The 16,948-nt window shown below is 41.0% G+C and carries 13 protein-coding genes; 9 read left to right on the top strand and 4 right to left on the bottom strand.

The genetic code is table 11. The features are described 5' to 3' along the window. Positions 1–294: 294 nt before the first annotated feature. The 4 genes from KBF71_07195 to ppa all read right to left on the bottom strand — a co-directional run bounded on the left by KBF71_07195 (position 295) and on the right by ppa (position 4,135). Positions 295–1,869 carry an F-box protein gene (locus KBF71_07195; GenBank protein ID MBP9878095.1) on the bottom strand — a complete coding sequence of 525 codons (1,575 nt, stop codon included), beginning with the start codon at positions 1,867–1,869 and terminating at the stop codon, positions 295–297. A gap of 135 nt (positions 1,870–2,004) precedes the next feature. Beyond that, a complete protein-coding gene (locus tag KBF71_07200) occupies positions 2,005–2,670 on the bottom strand; it encodes an HAD hydrolase-like protein (protein MBP9878096.1) in 666 nt (221 codons plus the stop codon). Further along, complete coding sequence (locus KBF71_07205; GenBank protein ID MBP9878097.1) at positions 2,633–3,520, bottom strand: D-amino-acid transaminase; 888 nt, start codon at positions 3,518–3,520, stop codon at positions 2,633–2,635. The genes KBF71_07200 and KBF71_07205 overlap by 38 nt, the downstream gene beginning before the upstream one ends. 81 nt (positions 3,521–3,601) lie before the next feature. Then, positions 3,602–4,135 (bottom strand): inorganic diphosphatase, encoded by a 534-nt coding sequence (gene ppa / locus KBF71_07210; GenBank protein MBP9878098.1) that lies wholly within the window; start codon positions 4,133–4,135, stop codon positions 3,602–3,604. Positions 4,136–4,441: 306 nt separating this feature from the next. Between ppa and rplU the strand changes: the two genes are divergently transcribed. The 9 genes from rplU (at position 4,442) to KBF71_07255 (ending at position 16,595) form a co-directional block, all read left to right on the top strand. Further along, the gene (rplU, locus tag KBF71_07215) at positions 4,442–4,756 is read left to right on the top strand and encodes a 50S ribosomal protein L21 (protein ID MBP9878099.1); all 315 of its coding nucleotides are present in this window, start codon (positions 4,442–4,444) and stop codon (positions 4,754–4,756) included. Between the two features lie 11 nt (positions 4,757–4,767). Next, on the top strand, positions 4,768–5,019 hold the full coding sequence (gene rpmA, locus KBF71_07220; GenBank protein MBP9878100.1) for a 50S ribosomal protein L27: 252 nt from the start codon (positions 4,768–4,770) through the stop codon (positions 5,017–5,019). A gap of 197 nt (positions 5,020–5,216) precedes the next feature. Then, a complete protein-coding gene (obgE, locus tag KBF71_07225; protein ID MBP9878101.1) occupies positions 5,217–6,263 on the top strand; it encodes a GTPase ObgE in 1,047 nt (348 codons plus the stop codon). 256 nt (positions 6,264–6,519) lie between these two features. After that, positions 6,520–8,313 (top strand): hypothetical protein, encoded by a 1,794-nt coding sequence (locus KBF71_07230; protein MBP9878102.1) that lies wholly within the window; start codon positions 6,520–6,522, stop codon positions 8,311–8,313. A gap of 407 nt (positions 8,314–8,720) precedes the next feature. Then, complete coding sequence (locus KBF71_07235) at positions 8,721–10,931, top strand: HAMP domain-containing protein (GenBank protein ID MBP9878103.1); 2,211 nt, start codon at positions 8,721–8,723, stop codon at positions 10,929–10,931. A 103-nt stretch (positions 10,932–11,034) separates the two neighbouring features. Then, positions 11,035–11,517 carry a hypothetical protein gene (locus KBF71_07240; protein ID MBP9878104.1) on the top strand — a complete coding sequence of 161 codons (483 nt, stop codon included), beginning with the start codon at positions 11,035–11,037 and terminating at the stop codon, positions 11,515–11,517. Positions 11,518–11,520: 3 nt separating this feature from the next. Continuing rightward, the gene (locus tag KBF71_07245; GenBank protein ID MBP9878105.1) at positions 11,521–11,907 is read left to right on the top strand and encodes a hypothetical protein; all 387 of its coding nucleotides are present in this window, start codon (positions 11,521–11,523) and stop codon (positions 11,905–11,907) included. Positions 11,908–12,336: 429 nt separating this feature from the next. After that, entirely contained in the window at positions 12,337–14,856 is a 2,520-nt protein-coding gene (locus KBF71_07250; protein MBP9878106.1) for a hypothetical protein, read from the top strand. A gap of 344 nt (positions 14,857–15,200) precedes the next feature. Further along, positions 15,201–16,595: a sigma-54-dependent Fis family transcriptional regulator gene (locus tag KBF71_07255; GenBank protein MBP9878107.1), complete on the top strand. Its 1,395-nt coding sequence runs from the start codon at positions 15,201–15,203 to the stop codon at positions 16,593–16,595. Positions 16,596–16,948: the final 353 nt, after the last annotated feature.

Consider the following 16,948-nt stretch of genomic DNA (forward strand, 5'->3'; position numbering starts at 1 on the left):
CCACAACCCTTGGCAGCCTGAGTGTAGGAGGCTCCGCTGCCGGGTTGTGGACTTTTGGATAACTTATCCTCTAAAGCGGACATTTCTATCTTGCTCTAAAGCGGACATTTCTATTTTGCCTTGACACGCTTTTCTCATAGCAATCGAGACTTTAAAATTCAGATCCAACCGAACAAAGAATCTCTATTCCTCGTCATTGCGAGCCCTTTAGGGCGTGGCAATCTCATGGATTTTGCAATAAGATCGCCACGCCTCACGTTGTTCGGCTCGCTATGACGATTACCTTAGCTCACCTCAATCAGCATCCGTAGGTTTTTTGGGATTATAAAAACCCAAAAAATTCGGCACGAAGGAACAACGGTTCTGAGCATTCCATCGAAATTCATCACGCATAGAATGAAAAAACTTTACCACTTGCGTCACCGTCTCTATAATCTCAATCCCTTGCCACAAGACTTCAGACATTCCCTTAGCGATATTAGATTGAGGAAAGAAAGTCAAAGCCTCATATAGTATCGATTCCTGACCTTGGTCACTGAGAAATTCTTTGTTTCTTTGGTCAAAATAATAAACCCAACACCTTAAAAATTCTGAAAAAGTTGGATAGCTCTCAAAAAAAGTGCCCATCCGCTCAATAATCATAGGCCTTATTTTTGCAGCATGATTTATTGTATAAATTGGGGCATCCTCTGCACGCTTTTTCGCTTCATAATCTGCCAACCGCTGCATAGCTCCTACAAACGCTTGATCATCATATTTATTATCCTTATAGAAGGCACCATAAACAAATGAACAGAAAGGCAAAAGGAATCCGAGAGCTGAGAGCTCATCAGCCTCAAAGTCAGCAAGCATTCTAAAAAAATCATGTGAAAAATAGTCAGCTGCAGGCGCGCCTAGAACTCTTCTCTCACACATATCAGGTCCTTTGTAATGCCACCAATCCGTCCCTGAGTTATCATCATTATGATATTGAACAGCCTTTACCTCCCATTTCGGTAAAAGAATTGTCGACCAATCACAAGAAGTGAACAGATTGTACCAAAGAACATCCGTCAAAGCCTTTAACTGCGCTGGCTTAAATAGACGAACATCTTCAATAGTATAAGGCGTTTTTGCGGCCCCCAGAAATTTCTGACCATTTGCATTATACTGCCATAAAGCCAGAAACCCGCCACGGGGCAAAGCCCAAGATGCTACTCCGTCCATATATTTAGGCCGCAATAGATACCACCATTGCAAAAGATTCAACTTATCAAAATCATCATTTGAAAAGAATGCACCTTTTGTAAAAGCAAAAAATTCTTGAAAATAGCACCGAACCGTTAGATAGACAACGCGACGTGGGTCCATCTCTTTTATATTTTCAGCCCAGGGCAGCTTTTGTTCGACCGCAACCTCTTGAATGTCATCCAAAAGATTAATATAAAAATCACGGTTTGGATAAAAGTAATTCGGATCCTCAACCATAAATTGATAAGGCATCGAATGCAAAGACGGGTAAGTTAAAAATTGGCTCTGATTATATCCATTCCTCAAGAGAGTTGGCTTTTGCGTGACCAAAAACAACCCAGGATATTTGACCATCATCTGATCAAAAAAGAGCGTACAAACTCGCCTCATCGTCAGCAAATCTCTTGGCTCTAGATATTTTAAAATCTCTTTTAAAGTGTCACCATCCGACTCCAGAATCAATCTCCCTAAAGGAGAATCATCAACAGCAACACTTCCCGCGACTAAGCTAAAATGATCAACGACATCTTTTCCTAATTGGCAATGTCCTATTTTCATCGGCGCTTGAAAATAAACGTCATCAAGCTCTCTTGTGACTTGATAAGGATTATACAAGGTCGTAGATAGATCTCCAGTCATCCAGAATCCCCTTCAAAAAAGGCACAAACATACCATGTCACTCAAAGAATGAAATGAATTATGAATGTAATTTAATTATAAAATATCCAGCTGAAAGAACAAAGTAGTCCCCTCATTCTTTCAACATAGCATATCTTAAAAAGAAATGTGGAAATATTTTTCAATTTCTTGAATAGACTCAGCCATAAAATGCGGTTTTTCCTTGCCATCGTAAGGCTTATCGCGGACTAGAACAGATGTCACGCCTGCATTTTTTGCACAGATAACATCCACTTCCATATCGCCAATAAACCAAATTTTATCACTTGCCATCAGGCCTGATTGTGACAAAGCCATATGAACTGGCGCTGCATGAGGCTTGTCTTCAGGTGCATCGCCCGCCCCAATAATCGCAGAAAAAAGAGGGGCCCAGCCCAAATGCTCACATTCTGCTCGCAAGTATTTTCCTGTTTTATTGCTCACGATAAAAAGAGGGATTTGCTTTTCTGTCAGCGATTTTAAGAACAAAAAAGATCCCTCAAAAGGCTTTAATGAGTCTATATGAGTCCGCTCAAAATAAGCATAAAACTGCTCTCTTGCCTCAGGCCATCTCTCACCAAATCGAATCGGGAACTGGTCTTTGAGTGCCGCGCCCATCACATGCTCATCGGCAAGGGTAATCTTTTGATCCGGCAAACCCATTGATTCAGCTGTTAAATTGTAAGCATTGTAAATGGCAAGCCAATTGCTGACCAATGTATTATCCCAATCAAATATAACAGCTTCAGGATAAGGAAGGATGTTCCCAGCGATAGCTTTCATCTGCATTTTTTCCATAATTTAAATAGGCATCTAAGAGTTTTGAGCAATAAGGTCCAATTTTACCATCGCTCAAAACATGTGAATTAATTTGCACAACAGGCGTCAATAAAGCGGCAGCACCTGAAATAAACGCCTCTTTCGCCTCATAGGCTTCACTCAGCAAAAAGGGCCTGATTTCAATTTTAAACTTCAATTTTTTAATTAAATGCAGCAATGATGATCTTGTAACACCGCTTAAAATAAGGTGATCTGCATGTCTTGTGACAAAGGTGCCATCCTCTTTTATAATCCACGCATTACTCGCTCCGCCCTCAGTAACATAACCTTCATCATCCATGAGCCAAGCTTCACCAGCCCCATCTTCATGCGCTTTTTGTTTTGCAAGCACTTGCGCTAAAAGGCATGTTGTTTTGATATCACGCCTTTTCCAGCGAATGTCAGGCACTGTCACAACTTTAATCCCTTTGCGAAGATTCGCCTCCCGGCCTTTCGGCATTCTTTTGACCATCATCAAGATATTAGGGGCAACGTTTTGAGGGAATTTAAAATCGCGCGGTGCAGATCCCCTTGTGATTTGAATGTAAACCATACCGGTCTCAAGACGATTTTTTTGCGCTAACTGTAAGATTTTAAAAGATAAAACATCAAGAGACATCGGCAATGGGATTTCAAGCTCATTCAAAGAACGCTCAAGTCGATCAAGGTGACCTGTCATGTCAACAAATCGGCCATCCATCATATAGACAACCTCATAAACACTATCTGCAAAAAGAAGGCCGCGATCTTCAATCGATATCATCGATTGAGACTGAGGCAGAAATTGACCATTCACAAAAGCGATCTGAGACATGCGCACCCCCGTATTATCAGAAAAATTCTCTGTGTTCAGGGTAACTCAATATCCTATAAAAGAAAAGAGGGAAATAACCGGTTACTTTGCCTGAGCAGCTCTCACAATACCTTCTTCAATCAGACGTGTTGCTTCTTCAACATCACCCCAGCCTCTGACTTTTACCCATTTGCCTTCTTCGAGATCTTTGTAATGTTCAAAGAAATGGCAAATCTGATCAAGCAAGATTTCTGGTAAGTCTTTGTAAGAATTCACTTTTGTATAGAACGGATGCAAGTCATCAACGGGAACAGCAATGATTTTTTCATCAAGCCCGCTCTCATCTTCCATGAGCAAAACACCAATTGGACGCGAACGAATCACAGCACCCGGCACAACGGGGATCGGCCCTACAACCATAATATCAACAGGATCTCCATCACTTGAGAGCGTATGTGGCACAAAACCATAATTTGTTGGATAATACATCGCTGTGTGCAAAAAACGATCCACAAAAGCAGCACCAGATTTTTTATCAATCTCATACTTAACAGGCTGACCACCTAAAGGAATTTCGATAATTGCATTTACATCATAAGGGGGATTTTTACCAATTGGAATTTGTTCGATATCCATAATTTTCACTTTCTTTCTAATACTAAATGACTCTTATTCATGTAAAACAGCATGTAATCTCTCTATAAGCTATTGTACAGCAAAGAACATAAAAAATGCGTCAATTTCGTCATTAAACATAATTTTTCTGATTTTTTCAAGTTAAAACTGCATTAATTAATTGACATTGACATTTAAAACAGGCTATCTATAATAACTATTTTAAAAAGGAAGAGAAAAAGCTTTCTCTTTGATGGTGTTTTTGTTATACTCCCCTGAAGGAAAAACGAAAACATGATTAACTTAAGTAAGGATAAAAGGTAAAAAATGTTTGCTATTATTAAAACAGGCGGAAAACAATACAAGATTGCAGAGAATGATGTTCTTCGCGTTGAAAAGCTTGAAGGCGAAGCCGGATCAAAATTAAAAATTTCTGATGTATTGATGATCTCTGATGGATCAAAATCAACAGTTGGCACACCTCTTATTAGCGGTGCATCTGTTGAAGTTGAAATCGTTGCACATGATCGCAATGATAAAATCATTGTTTTCAAAAAGAAGCGTCGTCAAAATTATCGTCGTAAACAAGGTCATCGTCAACACGTGACTGTCCTTAAAATTTTAAAAATTAAAGCTGCGTAAGGAGTAAACAAATGGCTCAGAAAAAAGCTGGTGGTAGTTCAAGAAACGGTCGTGACTCAGCAGGTCGCCGTCTTGGTGTAAAAAAGTTTGGTGGCGAATCTGTCACAACAGGAAACATCCTTGTTCGTCAAAGAGGGACAAAGTTCCATCCTGGTAAAAACGTCGGCATTGGTAAAGATCACACTCTTTTTGCTTTAACAGACGGAAAAGTTCTTTTCCAACTAAAGCGCGAAGGTCGTCAGTACGTAACAATTGTTGCTTAAGACATCTCGTGATATAAAACTCACAAAAATGGCGACAGCAATGTCGCCTTTTTGAGTTTTAGGAGAGAAGAAGTCACATTGAAAAAAGAAAACGTCATGCTGAATTTATTTCAGCATCTCTCATTAATTATAAATAGACCCTGAAACAAGTTCAGGGTGACGTAATAAACAAACCACAAAACCGAATTGACAAGACAATGAAATTTTTAGACCAAGCAAAAATATACTTACGAAGCGGAGACGGCGGTGCCGGCTGCGTGAGCTTTCGTCGTGAAAAATTCATTGAATATGGCGGTCCAGACGGTGGCAATGGCGGCAGAGGCGGTCATATCATCTTCGAAGCTGTCGACAATCTCAACACCCTCATTGACTTTCGCTATCAACAGCATTTCAAAGCCCCAAAAGGCGATCATGGCCGAGGCAGCAACTGCACTGGTGCCAATGGTGAAAACCTTGTCATCAAAGTACCAGTTGGAACGCAAATCATTGATAATGATAAAGAAACTGTTCTCCATGACTTTACTGAACCGCATGAAAGATTCATCTTTTTAAAAGGCGGAGATGGTGGATTCGGCAATCTTCATTACAAAACATCTGTCAATCAGTCCCCTCGCCGTTCAACACCTGGTTGGCCTGGGCACGAAATGTGGGTTTGGCTTCGCTTGAAACTCATTGCTGATGCAGGCCTTTTGGGCCTTCCTAATGCTGGAAAATCGACCTTTCTGGCAACGACATCAAGGGCGCGTCCTAAAATTGCTGACTATCCCTTCACAACCCTTGTTCCGAATCTAGGCGTTGTCTATTCTGGGAACAAAGAATTTGTGGTAGCTGATATTCCCGGCCTCATTGAAGGTGCTCATGAAGGCCATGGACTTGGCACAAAGTTTCTGGGTCACGTTGAACGCACATCGATTCTGATCCATTTGGTTGATGCAACCGAAGAAGATGTTGTTGGCAATTACAATATCATCCGCTCAGAGCTTGAAGCCTATGGCGGTAATCTTGCCGAGAAGGCTGAACTGATTGCACTCACAAAGTGCGATGCGCTTCAAGAAGATGAGATCGCGAAAAAAGTCAAGGCTCTTAAAAAGGCAACAAAGCAAGAGATTCATACAATTTCATGCTTGCAAAAACGCGGGATTCCTGAACTTCTCTTTGCCATTGAAGCAGAAATTGAAAAGCACAAGCCACTCAAAGAACGTCGTTCTGAGGAAAGTGATATCCCTTCTTACGAAGAAGAGTAAGTTTCTATTGATCATAATTGTAAAATAATATACAGTTTCGAGACTGCTGCAAAAGTCCAATGAAACCAAAATTACGACTTTCTTCCGTCATTCAGAGTCGCCGCAAGGCGACGTGGAATCTCATGCAATCAACAACTTAGCACAATTTTTGTTGAGAAGCTGCAGAGACTCCACGGGCCCTTCAGGCCCTCTGAGTGACGCGGATTAGATTTTCACAGCAGTCTCAGTTTCTTATTATTATTTTTAGGAAGAAATCATGACACATTTACATCCATTCAAAACCAATCCTTTAGCCAATTCAACGACACCAATGCCAACTCTTGAAGGTGTTGAAGACGTGAAAACACAATCAGAAGGCGCCTTTCCGAAAGTAGAAGATACCTATGTTTCTTTCTTTTTAGGAACAGTATCAGATGCTTCTTTGATGGATCGACCAGTTCACATTGAACAGTCTGATCTCTTTCAACAATTAGCAAAAGCTAACAATACCGAAACAATCTCGACCATCTTTAGAGAGATCGAAGATCTTTGCTTGATGGCATCAAAACAAAAGGACTCAGCTTATGACGAGTTCTCTTTTTTCAGCCGTGTCTTTGCACCTATGATCAAAACTGCCTCTCAAAAAAGAAAAGCCTTTTTATCTATTCAAGATTTTCAGAGGATGTCTCAGCTTTTTCCTCAAAATAAACTTTTTCAAACCATGATCGGTCTTTATTATACAGGCGTCATCCACAATTCAATCGATGTGAATTGTTTTTGCACAGAGCAACCTCCTCTCCTAAGATTAAAAATGCATCAGGATTTTGTTCCTACCGCTCAAGATGTAGTTGATATCGCAAAAGCACTTCAATCCCATAAAACACTCAAAAAACTTGATATCCACAGAAAGCAGATCGGCTCAGCAGGAATTTCTGTCATTGCACAAGCTCTCTCTAATCCGCGGCAACAAAACACAACGCTAACAAGTTTGAATCTTAGCTCCAACCGAGGGCGTCAAAGATCTCATGAACTTGATAGCATGTTTGAACTTGTATATGTTATCAAAAAAAACAAAACACTCACAAAACTTGACCTGAGTGGAAATCAAATTAACTCTAAAACAATGGACGCTCTTGTTAAAGCTCTCAAAAAAAATAAAACACTCAAAAAGCTTATTCTTGCTCAAAATGACATTAATCGAGAAAAGAGCGATGACATATTTTCAAATGGGTTTTCTCCGTCTTTTATAAAAGCACTCAGCTCTCATCCAACACTCACAGAGCTGAATCTTAGTGTAAACAGAATGGCGTACCTTGAAATGCAAGCTATTGCCACAATTATGAAGACTAACAAAAAGCTCATAAGGCTTGATCTCGGTATCAATCAAGCTGGAAATGACGGTGCAAAAAAAATTGCTAAGGCTCTCAAACAAAATAGCACAATAACAAGCCTGACTCTTAAATGGAATCGAATCGGAGCAGAAGGCATAAAAGCAATTGCTGAAGCTCTTAAATATAATGAAACCTTAATAGAGCTTGACCTTGAAGACAATCCGATTGGCGTAGAAGGCTCTAAAGCACTTGCGGAAGCTCTTACACATAATAAAACGCTCAAACATATTAACCTCGGCAAGAGTCTTATTGGCATAGAAGGTGCTAAAGCACTTGCGGAGGCTCTCACACAAAACACAACACTCATTAGTTTGAATCTTGACTATAATGAGATTCAAGCAGAAGGTAGTCAAGCAATTGCTGAAGCGCTTACACATAATAAAACGCTTCTCAATTTTAGCTTTCGCTACAATGAACTCAGAACAGAAGGTGCAAAAGCAATGGCCGAGGCCATCTCTCACAATACAACGCTCAGAACACTCGATCTAAGCTTAAATCGATTTGATACAGAAGGCGTGGGTGCACTCGCATTGGCTCTTACACGCAACACAACACTCGTTGACTTTACTTTTGGAGATTCGCCAATTGCTCAGCCAGAGCGCGTTATAGGCACACTTCAGCAGGCTGAAGTGCAAGTTCCAGGACGAAAAATTACAGCTCTCGGCATTGCTTTTCATTAACGCAAAAATTTCTCTGGATTTCTGAGAGGCGCTTCTGTATTGTGAAACAGAATGAGGAATTGTGCTTCAACAATCATGAATTCGTCATTCAGAGCCACTCCCTTAAAAGAGTGGCGCCTGTCCCGCCGAAGCTCGACCTGTCCACCGAAGCACGCAGTGCGTAGGAGGATGAGCATAGGAGGATGGAATTTCTACAAAGCAACCGTCATACTGAATTTATTTCAGCATCTACAGATCCTGAAACAAGTTCAGGATGACCCAATGTCGAGATTGCAGAGACTCCATCAGCCTACGCCAAGGCTTCGGCGCGACAAGCGTCCTCCTTAAAGGAGGACTCTGAGTGACGACAACCGATATTTTGCAAGTACCTCAAACCCATAACAAAAACAAGCTGCTTTTAGGGCCCTATGAATCTGCGATTATTTACCAATGCTCCTTTTTTTCTTGCTGGCATTTCATTGCTGGCGGGTATTCTCACCTATGCTGTTCTCACGCGCTCTTATCCCTTTGGAGGAGATCCTGAAACAATCATCGCTCTTTTTGTTGTTGATTTGACACTTCTTCTTGCATTGACTGTTGTTATTTTACGACGTGTTGTCAAACTTTGGGCGGCGACAAAATCAGGAAAAGCAGGCTCGAAGCTCCATGCTCGTTTTGTGACTATTTTCAGTCTTTTGGCCATTATTCCATCGGTTTTGATGGCAACCTTTTTATCTTTTTTCTTTTTCTTTGCCATGCAATCTTGGTTTGATGACAAAGTCAAAACAGCTGTGACCGAATCGGTCAGTGTTGCTGAAGCCTACCTCAAAGAACATCAACAAAATATTCGCTCTGATGTCCTGCTCATGGCCCGTGACATTAATTCTATTGGCATTTCACGCTATTATGACCCGACTGTTTTTCAAGATCATCTTTACAATTTGGCCTTCATCCATAATGTGAATGAAGCCCTGATTTTTGACCGGGCTGGCAATATTGTTGCTAGATTTGGCCTTACTTTTTCGATCCATCTCGATCAATTCACCAATACTGATTTCGAACGCGCCGCTCAAGGGGACATCATTCTGAAATCTGATCAGATTGACAAGAGTGGAAAAAGCTCAAAAGGTGATATTATCCGGGCGCTCATCAAGCTTGACAATCTGCCTGATTCTTATTTGCTCATTGGTCGCTATGTTGATGGACAAGTTCTGCAACATATTGAAAATACAAAACAAGCCTCAGATGCCTACACCGAGCTTGACAGTAATCGCACCGATCTTGAGCAAACGGGTATAGCGCTCTACCTAATTGTCTCGCTCCTTTTATTGCTCACCGCCATTTGGGCTGGGCTCTACTTTGCGAATCGTCTGGTGAAGCCAATCGGCCGCCTTATTGATGCTGCTGAAAAAGTGGGCGAAGGAAAATTTGATATTCAGCTCTCTGATCCTGATCCTAAAAGTGAGTTTGGAACTTTAACGCGCACCTTTAATTCCATGACAACACAATTAGAAAATCAACGTTCCGAGCTTTTAAAAACAAATGATGTTCTCAACTTAAAGAGCATTTTTATGGAAACAGTGCTCTCTGGTGTTGCCTCAGGCGTCATTGGCCTTGATCAGAAATTTGTGATCGAACTCATTAATGAATCAGGTCTTACACTCATCGGAATTCCGAAAGATGAGATCCTCAAAAAGAACATCATTACAATTCTGCCGATTCTGTCAGATGAAATTGCGCATCTAAAAACACATAAAGTTCACGATATTGAAGGACAGCTTAAATATACAGACCCTGAAGGCATTACAAAAGTTTTCCTCTACCGGATTGCCGCTGAAATCCAGAATGAAAAAGCCACTGGATATGTTCTGACCTTTCACGACATCACTGACCTGATCTCTGCGCAGCGAAAAGCAGCCTGGTCTGAGGTTGCCAAACGGATTGCTCATGAAATTAAAAACCCACTGACGCCGATCCAACTCTCAGCTGAGCGTCTTTTAACAAAATACAAAAAGCAAATCACAGATGATGCAGAAACCTTCACTTCATGCGTTGAGACAATTGTACGTCAGGTGGAGCAAATCGGCCGGATGGTTGATGAGTTTTCGGCCTTTGCACGCATGCCTGGACCGCGTTTTCAGCAGGTTCCTTTCGTTAAGCTCTGCAATCAGTCTGTTGTTCTGCAAGAAACAGCGCATCCGGATATTGTGTTCAAATTCCATACACAGCTGAATGAATTTGCTGACAGGCCTGAAGGCGTTATTTTACAATGCGATCCAGGACAAATTGACCAGGTCCTCAAGAACATTCTCCAAAATGCCATTGAAGCGATTGCGATGAAAAAAGAATCCCTCTCAACAGAAGCGCAGCGTAAAAAATACATCGGTCGTATCGATTGCAAGTTTGAGCATTTGGGCAAGACGATCTCTTTCTCTGTCCAAGATAACGGTATTGGCATGCAGAATTACACATCTGAACAGCTCACAGAACCTTATGTCACAACAAAGAAAACAGGGACAGGCCTTGGCCTTGCGATTGCGAAAAAAATTATCGAAGATCATGCAGGACAAATTAAAATCATTCCCGTCCAGTCTGGCGTGCGAGCTGAAATCATTCTTCCTTTTGAATTGGGCCGATGAGAATCTTACTAAATTCTTTATTTTATACTTGAATTTATTGTCTCTTATGTTACTTTTACCGTGAGACTGTTCATGTCTCTAGTTAAGAGAAAGAGAAAACAAAATGAATATTAAAATACTTAAGGCTGTTCCTTTAATGGGAGCCCTATTCTTGACAGCTTGCGGCTACGACACAAAATCAGATTGGCTCGAAAACGTTGATGGCAATGAATTCAGAATTGTTACCAAATCATCTGAATCAGATAACATTGTTTCCGTTGAAAATAAGATGAGAACATGGAATGGCCATTATCAAGGCGGCGGCGACAAAATCGAAATGAGAAAAAATCTGATGATGAAACTGGCTGATAAAGATGCTGATCGTCTGTGCAAGCAAGAGCCTGTGACAAAAGTGAGCCAGCCTTATATCGTAATGACGGATAGAGAAAATCCCGTTACGAATCAAGGTATAATACCAGCTCTTATTGGTCAATTAGTCATTCAAGCGACTACAAAAGATGAGAATGTTCCAAGAAGTCTTTCATATCACTTCAAATGCGGCACAGTCGCACCTGAGCCAAAACATAGTGAATATACAGGGAAATAAGCCATGAAAAAACTCTTTATCATTTCGATTCCATTTTTAATCAGCGCTTGTGGTGCTCCTATGTCAACACCATACCAGCCTCTTATGAATAATGAAGGCTATTCTGATCGTGAAATTGGCAAGGATGAGTATGAAATTCAAGTCCGTGGCAACTATATCACTGCGCATGAAACACTTATCATGCATTTTGATCGTAGAGCCTCTGAACTGTGCCAAGGCAATAATTATGACAGCTCACTAAGACGTCAAAAAACAACCAACATCACAGATGCCGATCTCTCAGGCAATGGTTACTATACAACCTACACACCAGCCACTCTTTCAACACAAGCCTATGTGTCAGGTACTGTAAAGTGTAAAATGCATCGCGCTAAGGCCGGTAAGAATTAGTAAGGGGCTCCAGGCAGCACCCTACTTGACACTAGATGCTTTCATTTTGGCATCCCTGCTATCTCTCTTGGCATCCCTGTTCCTATCTTGTCTTGTCACACCTGCGCCCTGTCGCTCCGAAGCCTTGGCGTAGGGGGAAGGCAGGTGTCCATGCAATCTAGCAATAAAGATAAGCATTGAATTATTGCTCTTTAAGTGGATCCCTGCTTTCCACCTACGCCAAGAGGCTTCGGCCGACAGGTCGCAGGGATGACTAAGGAGAGCGCATGGATGACTAAGGAGATAGAATGCCTTTTTAAGTATCAATCCTATCAAGAGAGCAAATCTCATTAAAAAAATATTAATTTCAGTTGACATGCTCAGCTGTTCGTCTATAACTAATGACAATCATCATTATTTAACATCATCCTATTACTGAAGGACATTACCATGACAGGCACAACAGAGCTTTCTGCTATTATTACACAAGAAAACCTTACTCAAAATATTGCATCTCATTTAACAAACCCTTTGGATATTCAAAGTTTTTCATTCACGAATAAGTCAATCTATCATCTCTTAACAACATCTAACGTTGCAAAGAGCCTTTGGGGGCAATTTATAGCGAGTCATAATCAAAAGATTCCGCCAAGTCTTTATGTCACCCTTGCATTTCATCCACGCGTTCATCGCTATGAAGATGGATTAACAATTGATACATTGAGCGTCTTTGAATTAAGACTCTCACAGCCTTTAGAAAACCGGTCTGTGATGCAGATTCGTCAAATCCCTTATATTGAAAATCCGGCACTTCATCTGCTCGGAAGGGATAAGAAATTAGAAGATGAATTGTCACTGGTCCGCTTAATTTATTCTCAATATCAAACGCCTTATATAAGACCAACAAGACAAGTTGTCATGAGGAAAGAGATTTTGAACTGGCTATACTGTCTTTATGGTAATTTTAGGAGGCCTGATTTACGCGAAGTGAATATGTTCAACTCATATGTCCGTTCAGCTTTCGAATTCCACCTCTTTTTTCATGAAATGGTTGGCGATGATTATCCTGATCTTGATTTAACTGAACTTCGTGCTAACGGATTATTGCTTAATGGTCAAAGCGGTCGCGAATACTTAACATATCAAAAGGTTCTGGACGTTCTTTTATCGGGCGTTATTAGCTTTGATCAATTCAAATCCCTGATGTGTCCAACAAAAAAAGTTGGATCATTTAATATCCCACAAAGACTAGATCCTTCTATTTTTGACCTTTTCCAAGAAGTTCAAGATTTTGAGACTGTCAAAAATCACCCACTAGAGACTCTCCTCTTTTTCAAGAAAATTAATGATATGATCAAGCGCGATCCTGCTCAAATCGAAAACCAAGAGCTAAGGACACGGCTCAATAACGTGCTCGTTTCATTAGTTGCATTACCTCATTTTTCTTGCCCTACCTTCTGTGCTGTCTTTTTAAAAACAGAAATAAAGCAGCAGCGCATTGAACTCTTGATTCAAAGATTGTCATTATTTTTAGAAGCCGTTCGAGATGGCATTTTCACTCTAGATACATTGAATAGCGCTTTTGAGCGAAACCCAAATCTTGAAATACCACTCATTGATATGAGCCCTTCATTTTATGAAGCCGTTCGCTCTGGCTTTATTTCTATCTCTTCTCTTCTCAATAGAACAACGCCGTTAAGCGACTTTTATGTCTCTAGCAATTTAATCACGACAGAAGTAGATGCCCATGCCTATGGGATAGTTGACCAGCCTCAGTTCTTTGAACTGACTCGACAATTGAATCAATTCCACACTCGATTTATGACTTTGGCCATCAATTCTCCTCATCAAAAAACAGATCGACATACCTTTATACGTGAAGCCAATCAGTTTTTACAATTGATGGTATCACTCTCTAATAATTTTATGCGCAGACTCACAGTACACTCTGATGTTGAGTATGCTTTCAGCCTCTTTCTTGCCTTCAGAGAAAAAACACAGAATCGCTACAGAGATGCAATTTTAGAGCATATCAAAGATGAGACACACCAAGATATGATACTTTCTGGAGCGGTTAAAGAATTTATCTTCCCTCGAGAAGCATGGAGGGCTACGCTTCCAAATAGTGAATACGAATCTTATCAGACATGGCTGAATACAATAGAAGAAACCTCTCAAAAACCTCTGACAACGCACAATTTCATCACTCAATTGCGGATTCTCTCAACTTGTTCAACCACTGAGCTTCAAGAAGCAGTGCAGCAAATGAAGTTATTGTCAGATCATCAAGATCCACAAAAGCTATCGCCAGCAATGGTCAGCCTCATGTCACTCCATACAGGGCTTTCTGGTAAAATGATTGAAGAATTTTACCATTTCTTTGGCCCGCTCATCCCTCTTTTTAAGGAATGTGATTTTCCAGTCCAATTTTCACTCTGGGACTTGATCAAAGCAAGTGATCAAAGGAGTATTGATTTGATGATACAATCAATCAGACAATCGGTTAGGCCATGGACCTGGAGCTCTCATCTCACGTCTATGAAGAATGAGGCTTTGAGACTTGGCGCTCTTTTTTTCGGAACAGCGGGGGGCTATCAAATCTGCCAATCCTTCTTCAACTCACCAAAAAGAATGATGCAGGCTTTCCTTTTGCTTTCAACCGAACACTGGACGAAGGAAGATTATAGCAAAATTGTCAGAACTTTCATCTCAATGCATTATAACCATAATTGCTCAGGTTATTATCAATATGAACCGATGGTTTTCTCAACAAGATCTAGAAGACCAATGCCAGAAATCAATGTTGGCTTGCCAGATGAAACAAGCAACCATGCTTTTGATCCTCACATTTTTGTTGATGAGATTCTTGCAACAACGCTTACAAATTTTCTATATGATTCAAATAAGTCAGCACGAACGCTATGGAATGATGCTTGCCACACTGCTGATAAAGGTCAAATTGGCCAATAAGGAAACAGATGGCGCACTCAAGAAAAGACGGGGAAACCCGTCTTTTTTCGTTTTTGTTCTTTTTACCTTTTTACATTTTTTCAAAAGAATGCTATCTTGGGCCAAGAAAAAGACACGTCTTGTAACGAACTTTATGCATTCACAAAACGCGTCATTGCGAGGAAGTCCTCGTTGCAGCTTTGCTAAGACGAGGTTGACGTGGCAATCTCATTGTCAATAAAAAGAGATTGCCACGTCGATTCCCGGCGAAGCCGAAATCTCCTCGCAATGACAACAGGTGTATAAAAGTCTTTTCTCTCAAACTGAATAATGATATTTTATTATTGTTGTTAAAGGATTTTAATATGGCGCATGACATTCTCATTATTGATGATGAAAAAGATATCCGAAGTCTAATTGCGGATATTCTCGGTGATGAGGGGTATAATTGCCAGCAGGCTTCAAACTCTGATGAAGCACTTGATAAAATCAAACAACGTTTTCCGCACCTGATCATTCTGGATATCTGGATGAAAGAAAGTCGCCTTGACGGTCTTGAGCTTTTGCGCGAACTGAAAAGAGAACATCCGAATCTGCCGATTATCATGATCTCTGGTCATGGAACAATCGAAACAGCGGTTGAAGCCATTAAAGATGGCGCCTTTGACTTTATCGAAAAGCCTTTCAAAACTCAAAAATTGCTTATCATGGTTTCAAATGCACTTGAGTCTGCCCGTCTTAAAGAAGAAAACAGAGCGCTTCAGAACAAAGCCAAGATGAATTTAAATATCACAGGTACATCAGAGGCATCTCAAAAACTCCGCCAACAGATCCAAAAAATTGGTCCAACCAATAGCCGCGTGCTGATTCAAGGCAATCCTGGCACCGGGAAAGAAATTGTGGCGCGGGCTCTGCACCTGGCTTCTCCCCGCAAAAAGCACCCTTTTATTGCACTCAATTGTGCAGCTCTCCATCCAGATAAATTCGAAGAAGAGCTCTTTGGGATTGAACGCAATGAAAAAGCAGGTTCTGTCAAGATTGGCCTTTTAGAGCGCGCACATGAAGGCACGCTTTACCTCGATGAAATTGGTTATATGCCGCTTCAGACACAAAACAAAATCATCCGCATTTTGCATGAACAAACATTCAGACGTCTTGGGGGCAACCGCGATATTCAAGTCAATTTGCGGATTATTTCATCAACCAGTCAAGATTTAACCAAAGCCATTGCCGCTGAAAAATTCAGAGAAGATCTCTATTACCGGCTTAATGTTGTTCCGCTCACTTTGCCTCTTTTGAAAGAGCGCAAAGAAGACATTCCGTTACTTGCGCAAGAGTTTCTGGAATCTTTCCAACATGAAGGGGCTCCGCGTAAAATTCGCTTAAGCCAAGAGTGCCTGCTTTTCTTACAAAGCCTTGAATGGCCAGGCAATATTCGTCAGTTAAAAAATATTATTGAATGGCTTGTCATTATGATGCCTGATGACCATGATGGCAAAATCACAAAAGAAATGCTGCCGCCTGAGATCATGATGAAAACGCCTCTTCAGGCAGAAGGACCTCAGAGCGCAGAACCATCCAATTCTGCGCCCATTGAGCTTTTAGCCTTGCCTCTGAAAGAGGCTCGTGAAGAGTTTGAGAAATCGTATCTGAAAAATCAGATCGATCGCTTTGGGGGCAATATTTCAAAAGCCTCTGAACATATTGGTATGGATAGAACCGCGCTCCACCGCAAGCTCAAGGGCCTTGGCTTACATTGAGTTCTTCTTCATACTTCTCTGCACCCAAGCGTGCCAGCAAACAAATAAGGGACGTAAGAGTAGGAGCTATTAGCGTCATGCCCTACTCATCATTTTGGTGACAGATTTAGAAATACGTCATTCAGAGCCGTCCGCTCAAAAGGACGGCGTGGAATCTCTGCGGATTATCAACTTAAACTGCACTTGTTTTTATATTGTTAGGAGACTCCACGGGCCCGAAAAACGGGCCCTCTGAGTGATGGTATGGACGCCTATGATAAAATTAGATTTATCAACGGCTTCACTTAATAGTAAACTATGAAGGAGCCACAAAAATGAACCAAACAGGCTCATCATTCATAAAAAAAGGAATC

The organism is Alphaproteobacteria bacterium, from assembly GCA_018063245.1.
Classification (GTDB): domain Bacteria; phylum Pseudomonadota; class Alphaproteobacteria; order JAGPBS01; family JAGPBS01; genus JAGPBS01.

Bases quoted from the DNA above. Each gene is read 5' to 3' on its own strand.
- KBF71_07195 (MBP9878095.1), bottom strand. From the start codon at position 1,869: ATGACTGGAGATCTATCTACGACCTTGTATAATCCTTATCAAGTCACA.
- KBF71_07200 (MBP9878096.1), bottom strand. From the start codon at position 2,670: ATGAAAGCTATCGCTGGGAACATCCTTCCTTATCCTGAAGCTGTTATA.
- KBF71_07205 (MBP9878097.1), bottom strand. From the start codon at position 3,520: ATGTCTCAGATCGCTTTTGTGAATGGTCAATTTCTGCCTCAGTCTCAA.
- ppa (MBP9878098.1), bottom strand. From the start codon at position 4,135: ATGGATATCGAACAAATTCCAATTGGTAAAAATCCCCCTTATGATGTA.
- rplU (MBP9878099.1), top strand. From the start codon at position 4,442: ATGTTTGCTATTATTAAAACAGGCGGAAAACAATACAAGATTGCAGAG.
- rpmA (MBP9878100.1), top strand. From the start codon at position 4,768: ATGGCTCAGAAAAAAGCTGGTGGTAGTTCAAGAAACGGTCGTGACTCA.
- obgE (MBP9878101.1), top strand. From the start codon at position 5,217: ATGAAATTTTTAGACCAAGCAAAAATATACTTACGAAGCGGAGACGGC.
- KBF71_07230 (MBP9878102.1), top strand. From the start codon at position 6,520: ATGACACATTTACATCCATTCAAAACCAATCCTTTAGCCAATTCAACG.
- KBF71_07235 (MBP9878103.1), top strand. From the start codon at position 8,721: ATGAATCTGCGATTATTTACCAATGCTCCTTTTTTTCTTGCTGGCATT.
- KBF71_07240 (MBP9878104.1), top strand. From the start codon at position 11,035: ATGAATATTAAAATACTTAAGGCTGTTCCTTTAATGGGAGCCCTATTC.
- KBF71_07245 (MBP9878105.1), top strand. From the start codon at position 11,521: ATGAAAAAACTCTTTATCATTTCGATTCCATTTTTAATCAGCGCTTGT.
- KBF71_07250 (MBP9878106.1), top strand. From the start codon at position 12,337: ATGACAGGCACAACAGAGCTTTCTGCTATTATTACACAAGAAAACCTT.
- KBF71_07255 (MBP9878107.1), top strand. From the start codon at position 15,201: ATGGCGCATGACATTCTCATTATTGATGATGAAAAAGATATCCGAAGT.